Genomic DNA, 15,724 nt, shown 5'->3' with positions numbered 1-15,724 from the left:
GAAGGCGCTATGGTCGCGTCCTCGCAAGGGGCGGTATGCGAATCGAGTTCGACCGCGACACCTGCATCGCGATCTACCAGTGCGTCGACGAGTGGGCGGCGTTCGAGAAGGACATGGATGCGGGGAAGGCGACGCTCGTCAATGGGGAGGAAGTGGGAGAAAACGTCTTTTCACTGGAGGTGCCCGAAGGCGAGGAGTTCGACGCGGAGATGGCGGCACGGGTCTGTCCGGTCGACGCGATCACGCTCTACGACGACGACGGCGAGCAGGTGGTCCCGTAACGATTACGGCTGTCGCTCGTCGGAGACGACTCCCGTCGTAAAAACGAGGTCCGTTCCTCAGATGACGCGGTTCTGCAGGTAGTCGAGGTGCTTCGCGTTGTAGACGATCTGCACGCTGTCGGCGGCGGGCGAGCCGATGCAGGTGAGTCGGACGTTCTTGTCGTCGACCTCCTCGTCCGAGAGGATCTGCTGCATGTCCATCTCGATCTCGCCCTCCGTGACGATCGCCGCGCAGTTCGCGCAGGCGCCCGCACGGCAGGAGAAGGGCCAGTCGTAGCCCTGTGCCTCGGCTGCTTCGAGGATGTACTCCCCTTCGTTGACATCTAACGTGCCGTAGTCCTCGTCGTCGAGGCCTTCGTCGTCGGCCTTCTCGAAGAGGTCGTCGTCGTAGATGTCCCAACCCTGGTCGTCCACTACTTCGTAGTTGAGGTATTCTACCGTGGGCATCACTCGTCGGGTTCGCGGGCCAAACGGGTATAGCTTGCTGTTTCGCCTGCCGTCTCCGGTGGGTTTACTCCCCTCTCGGCCCTGGATCGGCCCATGAGCAGGTTCGAGCGGTTCGAGGTGATCCCCGCGGTCGACGTGAGAGACGGCGAGGCCGTTCAGCTGGTCGGCGGCGAGCGCGGCACCGAAACGCGATACGGCGACCCGGTCGAGGCCGCCCGACGCTGGATCGACGAGGGCGCACGCTCGCTCCACCTGATCGACCTCGACGGCGCGTTCGAGGGCGACCGCGTGAATCGCGAGGCGATCGAGCGGATCGTCGAGGCGGTCTCCGTCCCCGTCCAGCTCGGTGGCGGCATCCGAACCGCCGAGGGCGCCCGGTCGCTGCTCGACGCCGGGATCGACCGGGTGATCCTGGGCACCGCGGCGATCGAGCGTCCCGGGATCGTCGCGGAGATCGCTGAGACCCACCCCGAGAGCGTGATGGTGAGCCTCGACGCGCGCGACGGCGAGGTCGTCGTCGCCGGCTGGACCGAGGGGACGGGTCTCGACCCGGCGGAGGCGGCGGTCCGGTACGAGGAACTGGGCGCTGGGTCGATCCTCTTCACGAACGTCGACGTCGAGGGGCGGCTCTCGGGCGTGCGAGCCGAGCCGGTCCGCGCGCTGGCCGAGGCGGTCTCGATCCCGGTCGTCGCGAGCGGCGGCGTCACCACCACGGACGACCTCCGGACGCTGGCGGAGGCGGGGGCGAGCGCTGCCGTCGTCGGGACCGCCCTCTACGAGGGTCGGTTCACGCTCGGCGAGGCGCGCGAGACGCTCTCGGGATCCTAGGTCCGGATCTCGAACCGAGTCCCCTCGTCGCTCTCTCCGAGTTCTATCTCCCACCCGTGGGCCTCGACGACGTCGCCGACGATGGCGAGGCCGAAACCTGTCCCGCAGCCGCCGGAAAAGCCCCGGTCGAACACCTTTCCTCGCTCCTCCTCGGGGATGCCGGGGCCGTCGTCGGAGACGGCGAACCCTCCGCCGGTGAGCGGTTCGATCGCTACCGTCACGTCCTCGCCACCGTGTTCGACGGCGTTGCGAAAGAGGTTCTCGAAGAGCTGTCGCAACCGGGTCTCGTCGCCGGAGACGACGCCGAGATCGGTTTCGAGGTCGAGGGTGGCGTCAGCGGTCGCGACGGTCCCCCAGGCCTGCGTGACGACGCGGTCGACCGGAACCGGCCGGCGGTCGGTGAGCGGCTGTCCCGTCCTGGCCATCGTGAGCACGTTCTCGACGATCGCGTCCATCCGGTCGTGGGCGGCCGACACCGACTCCAGGTGGCTCTCCTCGCCCGTCTGTCGCGCGAGTTCGAGGTGGCCGCTCGCGACGTTGAGCGGGTTGCGAAGGTCGTGGCTGACGATGTTCGCGAACTCCTCTAAGCGCTCGTTCTGCCGGGCGAGCGCCCGCTCGCGCTCCCGGAGCGCCCCCTCGCGGTCGGTCCGGGAGAAGGCGGCCTCGACGTTCGCCGCGAGTACCGACGCGAGATGTCTGTCGTGATCGGAGAGCGCGCCGACCTCCGACGAGGAGGCGATGACGACGCCCTCTCGGCCGATCGGGATGTAGAGTTCGCTCCGGAGCACCGTCTCCGGGTTCAGCACATCCTCCTGGTCGGTCACGTCGTCGTAGACCCGCGTCTCGCCGGCGCTGAACGCGTCCCAGGCGAGCGTTCCGGGTCCGAGCGACGGCGGCTCACCGAGGTTCTCCTCGACCCGGTCGGTCCATGCGAGCGGGACGAGCGACCACGCCTCGCGGTCGAACTCGTGGATGGCGGTGTGTGGCAGTCCGAGCACGGAGGCGGCTGCCTCGACCGCCCGGTCCGAGACACTCTCTCTGTCCTCGGCGTCCATGAGCTCGCGCGTCGCCTCGTGGAGCCGCTCGATCGCCCGTTCGCGCTCGACCCGGTCGGTGATGTCGACGTAGATGGCGAATACCCCGCCGTCCGAGTGCGCAGCCGCCCGAATGATGAACCAGCCGTCGCCGTCGGCGGTCCGCCGGCGGACCTCGGCCTCGATCGTCTCGCCGGCCCGGTTCCGTTCGATGAACCCCTCGTACTCGCCGAGGCGATCGTCCGGGACGTGTGCGTCGCCCGGCTGGGTGCCGATAACGGCCTCCGCCTCGTAGCCGAACGTCGCCTCGTACTGTGGGTTCGCCGCGACGATCCGCTCGGTCTCCAGGTCGACCTCGATCGCCGGCGCGGGGAGCGTCTCGAACAGCGAGGCGAAGCGGTCGCGCTCGGCGCGCAGCGCCCGTGCCGAGCGCAGCCGACCGACCGCCTCTGCGACGTGGGTCGTGAGCAGTTCGGCGAGCTCTCGGTCCTCGTCGGTGAACCACCCCACCTCCTTCGAGACCGCCTGGAAGACGCCGATCTCCCCGATCGGGACGCTCAGCGCCGAGCGGTACTCGGGCTTCACCGGGTTCGCCTCCGGGTGGTCGCGGACGTTGGCGACGAGCGTCGACTCGCCGGTCCGGTAGGTCAGCCCGGCGACCCCGTCCCGGATCGACTTCGGCTCCGCGCCGCCCGGGGGGAGCCCGGAGGAGGTCGCCTCTACGTGGAGACGGCCACCCTCCTCGACGGTGAGCACGCACTGGTCGAACTCGAGGACGCGCTCTGCGGCCCGGGCGGCGATCCGGTAGACCTCCCCCTCCTCCTCGGCCGCGCTCAGCTCCGCCTCGATCTCGTGGAGCCGGGCGATCTTGTCCCGGCTCTCGCGGAGCGCCCGCCGATCCGCGGCGGATCGAACCAGCCGCCGAACTCGGTGTGAGAGCACCGACGGCCAGTCACCGCAGCTCCGGACGACGTCGGTGACGGGCGCGTTCGTGAGGTCGACGCTCCCGCCGGCGTCGAGGACGCCGACGATCGAGGCCTCGGGCCGGCGTTCGGAGATCGACCGTGCGAGATCGAACCCCGTCGCATCGCTCTCGACGACCACGCAGTCCGGTTCGACCTCCTCCACGAGCGAGGGCGTCTCGTCTGCGGTCGCCGTGCGGACCGACAGCCCGTCGATCCCGGAGAGGGCGGCGCGACGGGACCCGCCGACGGCCGCCACCACGACCGGCTGCGAGCGCTCGCCACGGGTGCGCGATTCGGCCATTACGCGAGAGAGCGCGCGGTCGGTCATAAGTCCTGTCGGCGGAACGGAACCGGCTTATGCCGCGGCCGTCTGCTCCCCGTATGGCAGGGAGAACGGCCGCGATCACCCGCGAGACGGCCGAGACCGAGATCGAGTGCACGCTCGAGATCGACGGCGAGGGCGACTGCGTCGCCGAAACCGGGATCGGATTTCTGGATCACATGCTGACCGCGTTCGCCGCCCACGGCCTGTTCGACCTGACGATGCGCTGTGACGGCGATCTGGAGGTAGACGACCACCACACGGTAGAGGACTGTGCGATCGTCCTCGGCGAGGCGCTCTCGGAGGCACTCGGTGAGAAGGAAGGGATCGTCCGCTACGCCGATCGCCGGGTGCCGCTCGACGAGGCCGTCGCGGGGTGCGTCGTCGACGTGAGTGGCCGTCCTCGCTTCTACTTCGAGGGGACGTTCTCGCAGGACTCGGTGGGCGAGTTCACGAGCGACAATGCGAGACACTTCGCGGAGTCGCTCGCGATGCACGCCGGGCTGACGCTTCATCTCACCGTCGACGGCGAGAACGCCCACCACGAGGTCGAGGCGCTGTTCAAGTGTCTCGCCCGCGCGCTCGACGACGCCACCAGGGTCGACGAGCGACGGAGCGGGACACCGAGCACGAAGGGCGAACTCTAACGCAGAGGGGACACGGCGACCCAGCGACCTAAAGGGGGTCGACGAAGAACTGGGGGTATGTTCGACGAGATCATGGGCAAGTTCGAGGGCTCGCCGAGCCAGCAGGCGGTCATTCGCCTGCTCCTCGAACGAGGGTTCTCGGTCAACGACGAGGGACGGGTCGTCTCCGGCGGGATCGAGATCCCCAACACGCAGGTCGCCCGTGAGATCGACGTCGACCGGCGGGTGGTCGACTCCACGACGAAGGCGATCCTCGCCGACGCCGATCTCAGACGTATCTTCCAGAACATCTCCCAGATCCCGAGCCTGATGGACCTCGCGCCCGTGCTCGATCTCTCGGTGCTCACGGTCGCCGTCGACGACGCCGAGGCGGTTGGTATCGTCGCGACGGTCACCGGGATGATCGCCGACGCCGGGATCACGATCCGACAGACGGTGAGCGAGGACCCCGAGTTCACCGACGAGCCCCGTCTCCACCTCGTCACCGACGAGCCGATCCCGGGCGACCTGCTCAACGAGATCAGGGATCTGGGATTCGTCCGCCGGATCGAACTCTCCTGATCCACGTCGCCACCCGTTCGATACGGCTCGATCGACTTCCGTCGCGCGAGAGTCGCTCACGAGGTAATACCATTACCGCAGCCGCGTATGGATACACGCCCGCCGGCAGCGGGCGGGATCGATTCGTCGGGCCTGCGCGGGGGTGGGGAGGGGACCACTCGATTCGCGATACGAACGGAGCAGAGACACGAGCGACCCGTATTCCCCGAAGCGGCACCGATGCGTACCCGTAGCGCTCTCCGAGATCACCGAGTACCCGACCGAGGTGGCCGTCCGGCTACCACTACGAGGACGTCTCCACCGTGTCGTGGGGGCTTCGACCGTCCGACGCCTCGAACCGCGAGCCCCGACCGGGGGCCTTGTTCACGCAGGCACCGGGTGTATCCCCTTCGGAGGTCTCGGTTCACTCGATGTCGACTCATACGGGGAGACGACGTCGGATCGAGGTATCGACGAGGGAGTACGAGCCGGAGGCGAGCGACGCGCTCGACTGTGCGCTCGCCTACCTCGCGCGGTGTTCGTACCCGGCGTCCGTCGACGAGGTCGCCGACCGGGTGCGAGCGCGCGTCGGGGGCGACTCCCGACTCGCCGAGCGGTTCCGGGAGCGACACTTCCCGATGCTCGCCGAACGGGGGATCCTCCGGTACGACGCCGAGAGTGACCTCGTCTGTCTCGAGCACTCGTAAGGCAGGTCGCCGGTAGGGTCAGCGAACCACGGTCACCGGCACCGGCGAGCGCCGGACAACCGCCTCCGCGACGCTTCCGAGGAGGACGCTCACGATACCGGTACCGGCGTGTGCGCCGATCACGACCTCGTCCACGTCGTGCTCGGCCGCGTACTCCGGGATCACCCGAGCGGGGTCGCCCGTGACCGTCTCGGTTTCGAGGTCGACCCCCGCCTCGGCGGCGACCGTCTGCGCATCCTCGAAGAGGTCGTCTGCGTACTCGCTCAGTTCGCGGTGCCAGTCGCCGAGGCGGTCGGGAAACCGCCGGCCACGGTAGTGGCCGAACGGGTCGAGCGCGTAGAGCGCCGTGATCTCCTCCGCGGGGAACCGCTCACAGGCGTTTCGAAGCGCCCGGTCGGCACCGGGCGAGCCGTCGATCGCTACGAGCACGTGCTTGCTCATGGAGGGGATACTCCGTTCAACGGGATAACCTGATTGCCGGTGCGGGCTAGTGCCGTCGGTGCGAACCGACGACCACTTTCCCCACGGGAGCCAACGCCGGGTATGGACGAGGCGGCAGAGACGGCGCTCCAGCTGGTCACCGCACAGCTCGTCGCCGTGGCGGGCGTGATCCACCTCTGGGACTCGGTGCCCCGGCTGGTCACCTACTGGGAGGCGGGCGCGACGCCCGATCCGCTCGCGCCGCTGTCGGCCCTGTTCGTCCTCGGACTCGTTGCCGGCCTCCTCGCGTTCGTTCTGGGGGCGCGTCGCGACCTCGTCTACCTCTACGGCGCGCTGCTGATGGTCGGCCCGCTCGTCGGCTACGTCGCCTGGCACTTCGTCGGCGACCTCGGCGGCCTCCTCCCTGGCGCGTTCGGCCACACCCACGGCGGGCCGTTCCTCGCGGGGCTTTCCGAGCACATGGTCGCAGACCCGGTCGACTTCGTCTCGAAGGTAGCCGAACTCGGCGCGCTCGTCTGCCTCTCGGCGCTCTTCGTCATCGAACGAGGGAAGCGGGGATGAACGGGGGACGGCGATGAGCGACGTCTACCGAACCGTCGCCGCACCCGCGAGCGCACGGTTCGAGGTCCGCGGCTCGGAGTTCGTCGGCGAGATCGCGCCGGCGGCGAGCGTCGGCGCTGCGGAGGCGTTCGTCGAACGAGTGCGAGAGCAGTACGACGACGCGAGCCACGCGGTGCCGGCGTACCGGGTGCGGGACGACCCACTGCGGGAGTGGTCGAGCGACGACGGCGAGCCGACCGGCTCGGCGGGCAAACCCGCGCTCAACGTGCTCCAGGGCGAAGAACTGGAGAACGTCGCCTGCGTCGTCGTGCGGTACTTCGGCGGGACGAAACTCGGCTACGGCGGGCTGGTCCGCGCGTACGGCCGGGGCGTACGCGGGGCGGTCGCCGCCACGGAGGTGGTCGAGGAACGCCCACACACCCGGATCGAGATCGAGGCGGCCTACGACGACTCGGGAACGGTGCGAGGGATCGTCGAGAGCGCGGGCTACGAGTTCGATGCGGAGTACGGCGAACGGGTCGCGCTCTCGGTGCGCGTCCCGATCGAGGAGGCCGACGCGCTGGTCGACCGGCTGAACGACGCGACGAGCGGTCGTGTCGAGATCGATCGGTGAGCGGCGGCGTGAGAGCGAACCGACAGTATATTTTCCCCGCACGCCGGACCCGTCACTCATGGAGACGGTCAGTGCCCACGACTACCACGAGATCGTACAGGTGGGCGAGCCCCGACTCTCGCCGGACGGCGAACGGGTCGCGTTCGTCAGGACCGTCCCGGACGACGAGGAGAGCTACGAGGCGACGGTCTACCTCGCCTCGCTCGGTGGGAACGAGGCCCGTCGGTTCACCGTCAGCGAGGGCGTCGACTCGGAGCCGCGCTGGAGTCCCTCCGGGGACCGTCTCGCGTTCGTCAGCACGCGCGGCGAGGACGACGACCGGTCACAGCTCTGGGTCCTCCCCGCCGACGGGGGCGAAGCCGAACGCCTCACGGACGTGGTCGGCGGCGTCTCCTCGATCGCGTGGAGTCCAGACGGGAAACGGATCGCGTTCACACAGGGGATCACCGCCGAGGACAGAGGGGAGGAACGCGACCTCGATCTCGACGACCCGGAGTACGAGTCGGAGCCGCCGGACCCGCGGGTGATCGACCGAATGATCTACCGCGCGGGCGCCCGGTACACCGACGGGAAACGGAGTCACGTCTACTGCTGGGTGCTCGAGAGCGGGACGGTCGAGCGTGTGACGGGCACTGCGGAGGGCACGTTCGAGTTCGACTACGTCGCGCCCGAGTGGGGCGACCGGGAGACGCTTTACTATGCAGTGAAACGGGGAGAAGAGCCGGACGATTCGACGGTCTACGACATCGTTGCCCACGACCTCGAGACCGACGACACCGAAACGGTCACGCAGACCAGCGGCTGGGTGGCCGAACTCGCGGCCACCGACGACGGGCGGATCGCGTTCACCCACACGCCCGAGGAGCGAGCGACGCTCAGGCTGACCGACGTCCGGCTCTTCGACCGCGAGAGCGGCGAGACCCGAACGCTCACCGCGGACCTCGATCGGACCGTCTCCTCCGCGCCGCGGTGGGACCCGGACGGGGAACGGCTCTACTTCCTCACGCCAGACGAGGGGAACACGGCGCTTCGCCGGGTGCCAGCGGAAGGTGGGGAGGTCGAGACGGTGAGCCACCGGGGGGAGGTGAACGGTTTCGACGTGGGCCGCGACGCCGTCGCGCTCACCCGCAGTGAGTGGGACCACCGCGGGGACCTGTTCGTCACGACCCCCGGCGGCGCGGAGGAGAACCGCCTCACGCGGGTGAACGCAGAGTACCTGGACGGGCGAGCGATCCCACAGCCGGAGGAGATCCGCTTCGAGTCCGAGCCCGGAACCGAGATCCAGGGCTGGGTGCTCCACCCGCCGGACTTCGACCCAGAGGGGAGTTACCCGGTCGCCGTCGAGATCCACGGCGGCCCGCACGCGATGTGGAGCCAGTCCGGGACCGTCTGGCACGAGTTCCAGACGCTCGCCGCCCGGGGTTACGTCGTCTTCTGGTGCAACCCTCGGGGGTCGTCGGGCTACGGCGAGGGGTTTCTGAGCGCGATCGAACGCGACTGGGGCGACGTCACGATGACCGACGTGCTCGCCGGTGCCGACGCCGTCTGCGAGCGCGAGTACGTCGACGAGACGAACCAGTTCGTGACCGGGGGTTCGTTCGGTGGCTACATGACCGGCTGGATCGTCGGGCACACGGACAGGTTCCGAGGGGCGGTCGCCCAGCGCGGCGTCTACGACCTCGCTTCCTTCTACGGGTCGACCGACGCGTTCAAACTGGTCGAGTGGGACTTCGGGGCCGAGCCGTGGGAGGAACCTGAGTTCCTCTGGGAGCGCTCGCCGGTCGCGTACGCGAGCGAGGTCACCACGCCGACGCTCGTGATCCACGCCGACAACGACTTCCGGGTGCCCGTGAACAACGCCGAGATGTTCTACCTCTTTTTGCGGAAAAACGGCGTCGAGAGCCGCCTCGTCAGGTACCCCCGCGAGGGCCACGAACTCTCTCGCTCGGGCGAACCGGGTCACGTCGTCGATCGGTTAGAACGGATCGTCCGCTGGTTCGACGGCTACTCCGACCACCACGACGTACCGAGGGCGCTGGAGCGAGGCGACGACGGACTGTCTGCGGGTGAAGACGAGGGGAACGAAGACGAACGCTGACACTCAGTCGCCGGCTCCGCTCAGATCGATCGATTCGAGTCCGCGAGCGTCTGCGACCGAACAGAGCGCCCAGTCGGCACAGACGAACTCCACTCACTCGACTCGGCGAGGACGAGTGCAGTCGGGAGTTGGAGGCTGTCGAGCGTCCACAGGTCGTCTTCGAGGACCAGCGAAAACGCGTGTTCGAACAGCGCTTCGCTCATCGGGAGGACGAGGAAGCCGGCGAGCGCCTCGTCGAAGAAGGCTGCGAGGAGCGCGTTCACGGTGTCGATCGGAATCTCCCCGCGGTTGTGTTTTCGGCGGAGCGCGGAGGCGGTCTCCACGACGGTGAGGGAGCTGATGACGGTCGACGACTCTGGATCGTCGAGGAGGTCGTCCACGACCTCGGTACCGGGTTCTCGATACTACCGCTTGACCAGGGCCGAGGTGTCGAAGAACCGATACCGCATCACTTGACGCGTTCGTTACGGCCCTCGATCACGGTTTCCGATAGTGAAATCCCTTGCGCGGCCTCGTCCCGGAGTGACTCGATCGGTCTCGAGGAGACGTGTTCGTCTCGGAACGAGGCCATGCGCTCGCGGAGCGAACCCGTGTCGGAGGTGTCGCCGTCCTCCTTGATCTCGGTCGGAGAGCCGTCCGTATCGCTCATACGATGCCTACACCTCTCGGGAGTAAGTCTGTTGTGCCGTTTCGCGACCGCTCGAAAGCGCCCGTCCTCCGACTACCACGACGTGCCGAGAGCACTGGAACACGGCGACGAGGGGCTCTCTACGGCCGAGGACGACGCCTAACTCACGTCTCGCACGGGTTCCGAAAGCTTACGACAGCAAGGGAACCCCTCTACGGTATGCTCCCGTTGTTCGTCCCCGGCTTTCCCGAACTGCTGATCGCGTTCCTCAAACTCGGCTTCTACCTCGTGCTCCCGATCCTCCTCGTCGTCGCCGCCTACGACTTCCTCGACGGGAAGCGGGCGTACGAGGAGCGGATCACGGCGCTCGAACAACAGATTCGAGAGCTAGAGAACGGGCGGTAGCAGCGACGTACGCACCTCGGTGGATCACGGGACCAGGGGGGCTCCGTGGGTCGGGTTCACGAGTCGCGGGTGGAACGGGATCGAGTCGGAGTCAGTCGGTTTCGATCGGAAACAGGGGGGTCGCACTCAGTTCGTCCGGAACGCCCGATCGCCCGCGTCGCCCAGGCCGGGGACGATATAGCCGTTCTCGTCGAGGCGGTCGTCGATCGCGACGGTGAGCAGGTCGACCTCGGGGTACTCCTCTGCGACCCGGAGCAGGCCGTCCGGGGCGCTCACCGCCGAGAGGACGAACAGGTTCTCGGGGTTCGGGCCCTCGGCGAGCACCTCGTCGAGTACCGCGCACATCGTGCTCCCGGTCGCGAGCATCGGATCGGCGACGATCACCGTGTCCGTCTCGCGGATCTCCGGCAGTTTCACGTAGTCGATGGTGATCGGAAACTCCCCGTCGTGCATCCCGGCCTCCTCGTCCCTGCCGGCGGAGATGACGCCCTGTTTCGCCCGGGGGAACGCCTTCAACAGCCCCTCGACGAACGGCGTCGCCGCGCGCAGGACGTTCACGATCACGACGTCGTCGAGGCCCTTCACCCGCTCGCCCATCGTGGATTCGAGGGGGGTCTCGATCTCGACGTACTCCGTCTCCATGCTCCCGTCGATGATCTCGTAGCCGCAGATCCGCCCGAGTTTCACGAGCCCCTTCCTGAACTCGACCTGTTCGGTGTTCACGTCCCTGAGTCGCGAGAGGGTGTCCCGGGCGAGCGCGTGGGTGAGCAGCGACGCGCTGTCGCGGTCTTCGATCGGCATACTCGTGTGCGCGTCCGATGGGGCCATAAAGACACCCGATCCGTGGGCTTATCGCCCCCTCGCGCCTCCTCCCGCCATGCGCGAGGTCGAAGCATCCCGGTTCCTCCGGGCGACGATCCCGGGGGTCGAGCGCGTCCTCGACCCGGAGCGGATCGTCACCCACGAGGACACCTTCTCCGTGCTCGAGGCCGCCACGGTCGACGGCGGGACGCGGGTGATCGCCGGCGCGAAGGGACTGGAGATGAGCCTCTTCTTCGAGGAACTCGACGACGGCTACCGGTACTATCAGGAGGGCGAGACGGGCCCGTTCGAGGCGATGGAGACGACGATCAGGTACGCTGCAGAGAACGAGGGCGTGCGGGTCTCGATGCGCTCGGCGGTCTCGCTCGGGCTCTTCCCGCGCCCGCTCACCGACCGGATCGCCGCCTGGAAGCGCGAGGCCGAACTCGAGCGCTGTCTCGACGGGCTGGAGGGGGATCTCACCGGCCAGTGACGGCCGCGTACGTCGCGCCGAGCAGTAGACCGTAGACGACGTGGCCGAGCAGGCTCTCGAGCGCGAGCGTCGGCACCTCCGCCTCGATGCCGGTCCCGGCGGCCCACAGCGGAACGACGACGACGGGGAGGAGCGCCCAGATCGCGACCCCGTAGGCCAGTCCCGCGAGTCCAGCCCTGACCGTCGCGGCGGTGTCCCCGAGCACCGGCTCCTCGCCGACGGTTCTGGCGAACGCGTCGGAGCCGAGGATCGCGGCGAAGACGAGTCCGAGGACGGCACCGTGGACGAGGTGCAGCGCCACTCCGATCCCCGTCGCCGCCTCGACGCCGTACAGCCCCGGAACCGTCGCCTCGAGGAACTCGGGATCGAGGAGGAACGCGAGCGCTCCGAAGCCTACCGCCCCGATCGCACCGCCGAGAGCCCCGCCGAGCCACCAGCGATCGTCCATTTTCCGACACGTCCGAGGAGCATAAGAATAACCGTTGACCCGGCACTCGCACGACACGTCCTCGGAGGTGGAGAGCGCCTCGGGAGGGCTGGCGACCACACGTAATCAGCTGATCACGAGGTAGGTCAGGATCACGAGACCGGTGGTGAGGAGCGCGAACCGTTCCCAGGAAAAGGTCGTCACTCCACCGAACTCGGCGAGCGTGAGGACCATCCAGACGAACAGCGAGGAGAGGACGACGTTCATCACGAACAGCACCCGTGGATCGCCCTGGGGCTTTCTCCCGGCCATGCCCGGGGGTGTTCGTCGATCCGCTTAGCTCTGACGACCCCACGGAAACGGTTTTACACCCTGGCACCCCCTACCACACCGTGAACCTCCGGAACCGGTGGGGGACGCGGGTCGATCCGGTCCCCTGGCTCGTCGTCCTCGCGCTCTCGTTCACCGTGAGCTTCGCGTGGGGGCCGCTCTACTTTCTCGCGCTCGGGCTCTCGCTTCCGGCCGGCCTGCTGCTCTCGACTGTCGCGTTCCTCGCGGCGGCCGCGGCGTCGTACCACCGGTTCGTCCACACGCTCCGCCCGGAGTTCCGCCGGGAGGTGCCCCCCGAGGCGCGCTTCAGACGGCTGCTCGAGGCCGCGTTGATCGTGGCAGTCGCGCTGATCGGACTCACTCTTCCGCTCGCGCTCGTGTGAACTCGACGCACTCGTCGAGCGCGTCGGGGAACGCGCTCGCTTCGACGTCGACACGTTCGTCCGGGTCGGCCGTCCCCTCGAACAGACAGTCGTCGAGTGACCTCACGACCTCGCAGTGGTTCATCCCTCGGCCGATCACCACGAGCTCGATCCGTCGATCGCCGACCACCTCGTCCCACGCCAGCTCCGGGTGGTTCTCCCTGTATAGCTCGCGTTCGATCTCGTGTTTGGCCGCGACCCACTCGTCGGTTGCCTCGACGCGGGTGATCGGGCCGACCTGGCTCACCACCAGTACGTACTCGTCGCGGCCAGCCACCCAGCAGACGCCCTTCGCCCGGATCACCGACGGGGGCAGCGATTCGAGCAGCGCCGCGAACCGCTCCGGGTCGAACGGGCGCCGCCGACGGTAGACGAACGAGGTCACGCCGTAGACCTCCTCAGGGTGGCGATGGCCGTGTTCGTGCCCATGTCGGTGTCCGTGTGAACTCCCGTCTCCGTGGGGGTGATCGTCGTGTGTGTCGTCCTCGCCGCGAACGGTGTGCTCGCGCGCCCGCTTCCAGGCCGTCATCTGGCGCATCGCGTCGAGGTCGAACCGGCCGGTTCCCAGCAGCTCCGCCGGATCGACCTCGCAGAACTCGGTCCGAATCAGTCGGGCCCGCGGCTGGAGCTCCCGGATCGTCGCCTCGATCCCGTGTAGTCGGTCGTCGGCGACCCGGTCGCACTTGTTCAGCAGGAGCACGTCACAGCACTCGATCCCCTCGACGACGAGGTCCGGGAGCGATCGCTGGCCCTCCTCGGTCTCGGCGCGCTCGACCGGGCCGTCGCCGAACAGCGAGTCGAAGCTCGCGGCGTCCACGACGGTGACGAGCGCGTCCACCTCGTAGACCGCCGCCGCGTCCGAGCCGGTCGTGAACAGCTGAGCGACGGGTGCCGGCTCGGAGATGCCCGAGGACTCGACGACGAGCTGCTCGAACTCGCGGGACCGGGCCAGCCGGACGACTTCGGTCTCGAGGTCGTCCCTGAGCTCGCAGCAGATACAGCCGTTCGAGAGCTCGGCGATCCCGGCGTCGGCCGCGACCGCGCCCTCCTCGAGCAGCGCGGCGTCGACGTTGAGCTCGCCCATGTCGTTGACGAGGACGGCCAGTCGCCGGTCGGTCGTCCGGAGGAGGTGGTTGAGCAGCGTCGTCTTCCCGGCCCCGAGCGGCCCGCTCACGATCGTCACCGGGATTGGCTCGTCCGCCATGGCGGACCGTGGGCCGCGAGAGCTATAAACGCCTCCCGGTCGGTGCGACCGGGCGTCCCCGGGCCGGGGTCGACACGGTTTTCACCCGGCGGGCGAGAACGATGACCATGGAGCTGGTCGACCGGATCGCCCGCCTGCGAGTCGCCGTCGAGCGGTGGCTGTGGCGGCTCTACGAGGGGCCGATCCTCGGCGTGGCGTCACACCTCGTCGACCGGCGGGTCGCCGACGAGTGGTTCCGCGGGCTCTACCACGGGATGATCTCCCACCCGGCCTACGAGAAGATCGAGAAGGAAGCCGAGGACGTAGAGGACGCGTTCATGCTCTCGTGTTTCCCCGAGGCGTTCGGCATCCCCAGCCCGGTCTCGTACTACACCGCCGAGCTACTCCCGTATCTGGGGACAGAGTACCGCGGGTGGCAGCGTCGGATGTGGAACCGCGAGTCGCTGCTCGAGCGAAAGGGCCAGCAGTACCACTTCTAGATGGCCGAGTTCGTCTTCTTCGGCGGGAAGGGCGGGGTCGGAAAGACTACGGCGGCGAGCGCCTACGCGCTGCGGTGTTCGCGCGCGGGGATCGAGACGCTCGTCGTCTCCACCGATCCGGCACACAGCACCGGCGACGTCTTCGACCAGTCGTTCGACGACGATCCGCGTGCGGTCGAGGGCTACGATCGGCTCGCGGTGATGGAACTCGACCCCGAACGCGAGGTACAGGAACACCTCCGGGAGACGAAACGGCGGCTGAACGACCAGCTTAGCGCGGCGCTCGTCAACGAGATCGACCTCCAGATAGAGATGGCCCACCGCACCCCGGGGGCGTACGAGGCGGCGCTGTTCGACCGGTTCGTCGACGTGATGCGCGAGGCGGAGTACGACCGGGTGGTCTTCGACACCTCTCCGACGGGCTCGACGCTCAGGCTGCTCGCACTCCCCGACCTGCTGGGCAAGTGGATCGACCGGCTGGCATACAAGCGCGAGAAGAGCATCGAGCTGTTCGAGATGGCGGCGATCGGCCGGCAGGAGCCGAGACGCGTCGCCGAGGGCGATCCGATCCTCGCACACCTCGCTCACAGAAAGGAACGCTTCGAGTTCGCCGGCGAGACCCTCCGAGAGGCGGCGTTCTACCTCGTCTGTACGCCGGACGAGCTCTCGGTGCGCGAGACCGAACGGTCGCTCTCCACCCACGAGGAGTACGACCTCTCGGTCGAGGGGATCGTGATCAACAAGTTGACCCCCGAGCCGGATCCGGACGAGGAGGGGACGGGAGCGCGCTACCTGCGGGAGAAGGTCGCGACCGAGCGCGAACGGGTCGACCGGATCGAACGCGAGTTCTCGCCGCCGATCGTCGCGCGCATCCCCTCCCGGAGCCGGGAGATCACGGGCACGCTCCTCGAGGAGACGGCGGACGAGCTCGCGATCGAGCCGGACCGGGAGCCGTGAGACCTCCCCGGCCGTCCGGGACGTTCGTCGGGAACCCCACCCGCACCGACCGATTAGATCCATGTCGGGTGGGCGGTGAGATTTAGCTAATATT

22 protein-coding genes are annotated in these 15,724 nt (G+C 68.3%); 13 read left to right on the top strand and 9 right to left on the bottom strand.

Annotated features, from left to right (window positions below; all coding sequences use genetic code 11):
- Positions 1 to 35: 35 nt before the first annotated feature.
- Positions 36 to 281, top strand: a complete 246-nt coding sequence (locus tag V2L32_RS04585) for a ferredoxin (protein WP_331235297.1) — start codon at positions 36 to 38, stop codon at positions 279 to 281.
- A gap of 57 nt (positions 282 to 338) precedes the next feature.
- Here V2L32_RS04585 and fer read toward each other — a convergent pair whose 3' ends face one another.
- Positions 339 to 728, bottom strand: coding sequence for a ferredoxin Fer (gene fer / locus V2L32_RS04580; RefSeq protein ID WP_331235296.1), 390 nt, complete (start codon positions 726 to 728; stop codon positions 339 to 341).
- Positions 729 to 821: 93 nt separating this feature from the next.
- On the opposite strand from fer, the gene hisA reads away from it, so the two are divergent.
- Positions 822 to 1,556 carry a 1-(5-phosphoribosyl)-5-[(5-phosphoribosylamino)methylideneamino]imidazole-4-carboxamide isomerase gene (gene hisA, locus V2L32_RS04575; protein ID WP_331235295.1) on the top strand — a complete coding sequence of 245 codons (735 nt, stop codon included), beginning with the start codon at positions 822 to 824 and terminating at the stop codon, positions 1,554 to 1,556.
- Here hisA and V2L32_RS04570 read toward each other — a convergent pair.
- Positions 1,553 to 3,856 carry a GAF domain-containing protein gene (locus V2L32_RS04570; protein ID WP_331235294.1) on the bottom strand — a complete coding sequence of 768 codons (2,304 nt, stop codon included), beginning with the start codon at positions 3,854 to 3,856 and terminating at the stop codon, positions 1,553 to 1,555. The two genes, hisA and V2L32_RS04570, sit on opposite strands and share 4 nt — an antisense overlap.
- An 80-nt stretch (positions 3,857 to 3,936) precedes the next feature.
- Here V2L32_RS04570 and hisB point away from each other — a divergent pair, with 80 nt between their 5' ends.
- The 3 genes from hisB (at position 3,937) to V2L32_RS04555 (ending at position 5,771) form a co-directional block, all read left to right on the top strand.
- Positions 3,937 to 4,524, top strand: a complete 588-nt coding sequence (hisB, locus tag V2L32_RS04565; protein ID WP_331235293.1) for an imidazoleglycerol-phosphate dehydratase HisB — start codon at positions 3,937 to 3,939, stop codon at positions 4,522 to 4,524.
- Between the two features lie 57 nt (positions 4,525 to 4,581).
- Positions 4,582 to 5,085: an amino acid-binding protein gene (locus tag V2L32_RS04560; protein ID WP_331235292.1), complete on the top strand. Its 504-nt coding sequence runs from the start codon at positions 4,582 to 4,584 to the stop codon at positions 5,083 to 5,085.
- A 410-nt stretch (positions 5,086 to 5,495) separates the two neighbouring features.
- The gene (locus tag V2L32_RS04555) at positions 5,496 to 5,771 is read left to right on the top strand and encodes a hypothetical protein (RefSeq protein ID WP_331235291.1); all 276 of its coding nucleotides are present in this window, start codon (positions 5,496 to 5,498) and stop codon (positions 5,769 to 5,771) included.
- Between the two features lie 18 nt (positions 5,772 to 5,789).
- On the opposite strand, the gene V2L32_RS04550 is transcribed toward V2L32_RS04555, so the two are convergent.
- Positions 5,790 to 6,212 carry a universal stress protein gene (locus V2L32_RS04550; RefSeq protein ID WP_331235290.1) on the bottom strand — a complete coding sequence of 141 codons (423 nt, stop codon included), beginning with the start codon at positions 6,210 to 6,212 and terminating at the stop codon, positions 5,790 to 5,792.
- Between the two features lie 102 nt (positions 6,213 to 6,314).
- Between V2L32_RS04550 and V2L32_RS04545 the strand changes: the two genes are divergently transcribed.
- Genes V2L32_RS04545 through V2L32_RS04535 form a run of 3 tightly spaced genes read left to right on the top strand, consistent with a single transcriptional unit; the run spans position 6,315 to position 9,484 of the window.
- Entirely contained in the window at positions 6,315 to 6,773 is a 459-nt protein-coding gene (locus tag V2L32_RS04545) for a hypothetical protein (protein WP_331235289.1), read from the top strand.
- Positions 6,774 to 6,786: 13 nt separating this feature from the next.
- On the top strand, positions 6,787 to 7,386 hold the full coding sequence (locus tag V2L32_RS04540) for an IMPACT family protein (RefSeq protein WP_331235288.1): 600 nt from the start codon (positions 6,787 to 6,789) through the stop codon (positions 7,384 to 7,386).
- A gap of 58 nt (positions 7,387 to 7,444) precedes the next feature.
- Entirely contained in the window at positions 7,445 to 9,484 is a 2,040-nt protein-coding gene (locus V2L32_RS04535; protein WP_331235287.1) for a S9 family peptidase, read from the top strand.
- Positions 9,485 to 9,504: 20 nt separating this feature from the next.
- On the opposite strand, the gene V2L32_RS04530 is transcribed toward V2L32_RS04535, so the two are convergent.
- Entirely contained in the window at positions 9,505 to 9,864 is a 360-nt protein-coding gene (locus tag V2L32_RS04530; RefSeq protein WP_331235286.1) for a type II toxin-antitoxin system VapC family toxin, read from the bottom strand.
- A gap of 68 nt (positions 9,865 to 9,932) precedes the next feature.
- Positions 9,933 to 10,133 (bottom strand): hypothetical protein, encoded by a 201-nt coding sequence (locus V2L32_RS04525; protein WP_331235285.1) that lies wholly within the window; start codon positions 10,131 to 10,133, stop codon positions 9,933 to 9,935.
- 198 nt (positions 10,134 to 10,331) lie between these two features.
- Between V2L32_RS04525 and V2L32_RS04520 the strand changes: the two genes are divergently transcribed.
- Positions 10,332 to 10,517 (top strand): hypothetical protein, encoded by a 186-nt coding sequence (locus tag V2L32_RS04520; RefSeq protein ID WP_331235284.1) that lies wholly within the window; start codon positions 10,332 to 10,334, stop codon positions 10,515 to 10,517.
- Positions 10,518 to 10,643: 126 nt separating this feature from the next.
- On the opposite strand, the gene upp is transcribed toward V2L32_RS04520, so the two are convergent.
- Entirely contained in the window at positions 10,644 to 11,318 is a 675-nt protein-coding gene (gene upp, locus V2L32_RS04515) for a uracil phosphoribosyltransferase (protein WP_331235283.1), read from the bottom strand.
- A gap of 76 nt (positions 11,319 to 11,394) precedes the next feature.
- Here upp and V2L32_RS04510 point away from each other — a divergent pair, with 76 nt between their 5' ends.
- Positions 11,395 to 11,811 (top strand): SRPBCC family protein, encoded by a 417-nt coding sequence (locus V2L32_RS04510; protein WP_331235282.1) that lies wholly within the window; start codon positions 11,395 to 11,397, stop codon positions 11,809 to 11,811.
- On the opposite strand, the gene V2L32_RS04505 is transcribed toward V2L32_RS04510, so the two are convergent.
- Positions 11,798 to 12,259 (bottom strand): histidine kinase, encoded by a 462-nt coding sequence (locus V2L32_RS04505; protein ID WP_331235281.1) that lies wholly within the window; start codon positions 12,257 to 12,259, stop codon positions 11,798 to 11,800. The two genes, V2L32_RS04510 and V2L32_RS04505, sit on opposite strands and share 14 nt — an antisense overlap.
- A gap of 105 nt (positions 12,260 to 12,364) precedes the next feature.
- The gene (locus V2L32_RS04500) at positions 12,365 to 12,550 is read right to left on the bottom strand and encodes a hypothetical protein (RefSeq protein WP_331235280.1); all 186 of its coding nucleotides are present in this window, start codon (positions 12,548 to 12,550) and stop codon (positions 12,365 to 12,367) included.
- Between the two features lie 80 nt (positions 12,551 to 12,630).
- Between V2L32_RS04500 and V2L32_RS04495 the strand changes: the two genes are divergently transcribed.
- Positions 12,631 to 12,951 carry a hypothetical protein gene (locus V2L32_RS04495; protein ID WP_331235279.1) on the top strand — a complete coding sequence of 107 codons (321 nt, stop codon included), beginning with the start codon at positions 12,631 to 12,633 and terminating at the stop codon, positions 12,949 to 12,951.
- On the opposite strand, the gene V2L32_RS04490 is transcribed toward V2L32_RS04495, so the two are convergent.
- A complete protein-coding gene (locus tag V2L32_RS04490; protein ID WP_331235278.1) occupies positions 12,926 to 14,194 on the bottom strand; it encodes a CobW family GTP-binding protein in 1,269 nt (422 codons plus the stop codon). The genes V2L32_RS04495 and V2L32_RS04490 overlap by 26 nt on opposite strands.
- Before the next feature lie 107 nt (positions 14,195 to 14,301).
- Between V2L32_RS04490 and V2L32_RS04485 the strand changes: the two genes are divergently transcribed.
- Positions 14,302 to 14,673 (top strand): hypothetical protein, encoded by a 372-nt coding sequence (locus V2L32_RS04485; RefSeq protein WP_409348403.1) that lies wholly within the window; start codon positions 14,302 to 14,304, stop codon positions 14,671 to 14,673.
- Positions 14,674 to 15,630: an ArsA family ATPase gene (locus V2L32_RS04480; RefSeq protein WP_331235277.1), complete on the top strand. Its 957-nt coding sequence runs from the start codon at positions 14,674 to 14,676 to the stop codon at positions 15,628 to 15,630. It abuts the gene before it with no gap.
- Positions 15,631 to 15,724 lie beyond the last annotated feature (94 nt).

This window comes from Halalkalicoccus sp. CGA53, from assembly GCF_036429475.1.
Taxonomy (GTDB): Archaea; Halobacteriota; Halobacteria; order Halobacteriales; family Halalkalicoccaceae; genus Natronorarus; species Natronorarus salvus.
This window is presented reverse-complemented; position numbering and strand designations above follow the sequence as displayed.

Excerpts from the sequence above, each read along its gene's own strand:
- V2L32_RS04585 (WP_331235297.1), top strand. The coding sequence starts at position 36 with ATGCGAATCGAGTTCGACCGCGACACCTGCATCGCGATCTACCAGTGC.
- fer (WP_331235296.1), bottom strand. The coding sequence starts at position 728 with ATGCCCACGGTAGAATACCTCAACTACGAAGTAGTGGACGACCAGGGT.
- hisA (WP_331235295.1), top strand. The coding sequence starts at position 822 with ATGAGCAGGTTCGAGCGGTTCGAGGTGATCCCCGCGGTCGACGTGAGA.
- V2L32_RS04570 (WP_331235294.1), bottom strand. The coding sequence starts at position 3,856 with ATGGCCGAATCGCGCACCCGTGGCGAGCGCTCGCAGCCGGTCGTGGTG.
- hisB (WP_331235293.1), top strand. The coding sequence starts at position 3,937 with ATGGCAGGGAGAACGGCCGCGATCACCCGCGAGACGGCCGAGACCGAG.
- V2L32_RS04560 (WP_331235292.1), top strand. The coding sequence starts at position 4,582 with ATGTTCGACGAGATCATGGGCAAGTTCGAGGGCTCGCCGAGCCAGCAG.
- V2L32_RS04555 (WP_331235291.1), top strand. The coding sequence starts at position 5,496 with ATGTCGACTCATACGGGGAGACGACGTCGGATCGAGGTATCGACGAGG.
- V2L32_RS04550 (WP_331235290.1), bottom strand. The coding sequence starts at position 6,212 with ATGAGCAAGCACGTGCTCGTAGCGATCGACGGCTCGCCCGGTGCCGAC.
- V2L32_RS04545 (WP_331235289.1), top strand. The coding sequence starts at position 6,315 with ATGGACGAGGCGGCAGAGACGGCGCTCCAGCTGGTCACCGCACAGCTC.
- V2L32_RS04540 (WP_331235288.1), top strand. The coding sequence starts at position 6,787 with ATGAGCGACGTCTACCGAACCGTCGCCGCACCCGCGAGCGCACGGTTC.
- V2L32_RS04535 (WP_331235287.1), top strand. The coding sequence starts at position 7,445 with ATGGAGACGGTCAGTGCCCACGACTACCACGAGATCGTACAGGTGGGC.
- V2L32_RS04525 (WP_331235285.1), bottom strand. The coding sequence starts at position 10,133 with ATGAGCGATACGGACGGCTCTCCGACCGAGATCAAGGAGGACGGCGAC.
- V2L32_RS04520 (WP_331235284.1), top strand. The coding sequence starts at position 10,332 with ATGCTCCCGTTGTTCGTCCCCGGCTTTCCCGAACTGCTGATCGCGTTC.
- upp (WP_331235283.1), bottom strand. The coding sequence starts at position 11,318 with ATGCCGATCGAAGACCGCGACAGCGCGTCGCTGCTCACCCACGCGCTC.
- V2L32_RS04510 (WP_331235282.1), top strand. The coding sequence starts at position 11,395 with ATGCGCGAGGTCGAAGCATCCCGGTTCCTCCGGGCGACGATCCCGGGG.
- V2L32_RS04505 (WP_331235281.1), bottom strand. The coding sequence starts at position 12,259 with ATGGACGATCGCTGGTGGCTCGGCGGGGCTCTCGGCGGTGCGATCGGG.
- V2L32_RS04500 (WP_331235280.1), bottom strand. The coding sequence starts at position 12,550 with ATGGCCGGGAGAAAGCCCCAGGGCGATCCACGGGTGCTGTTCGTGATG.
- V2L32_RS04490 (WP_331235278.1), bottom strand. The coding sequence starts at position 14,194 with ATGGCGGACGAGCCAATCCCGGTGACGATCGTGAGCGGGCCGCTCGGG.
- V2L32_RS04485 (WP_409348403.1), top strand. The coding sequence starts at position 14,302 with ATGGAGCTGGTCGACCGGATCGCCCGCCTGCGAGTCGCCGTCGAGCGG.
- V2L32_RS04480 (WP_331235277.1), top strand. The coding sequence starts at position 14,674 with ATGGCCGAGTTCGTCTTCTTCGGCGGGAAGGGCGGGGTCGGAAAGACT.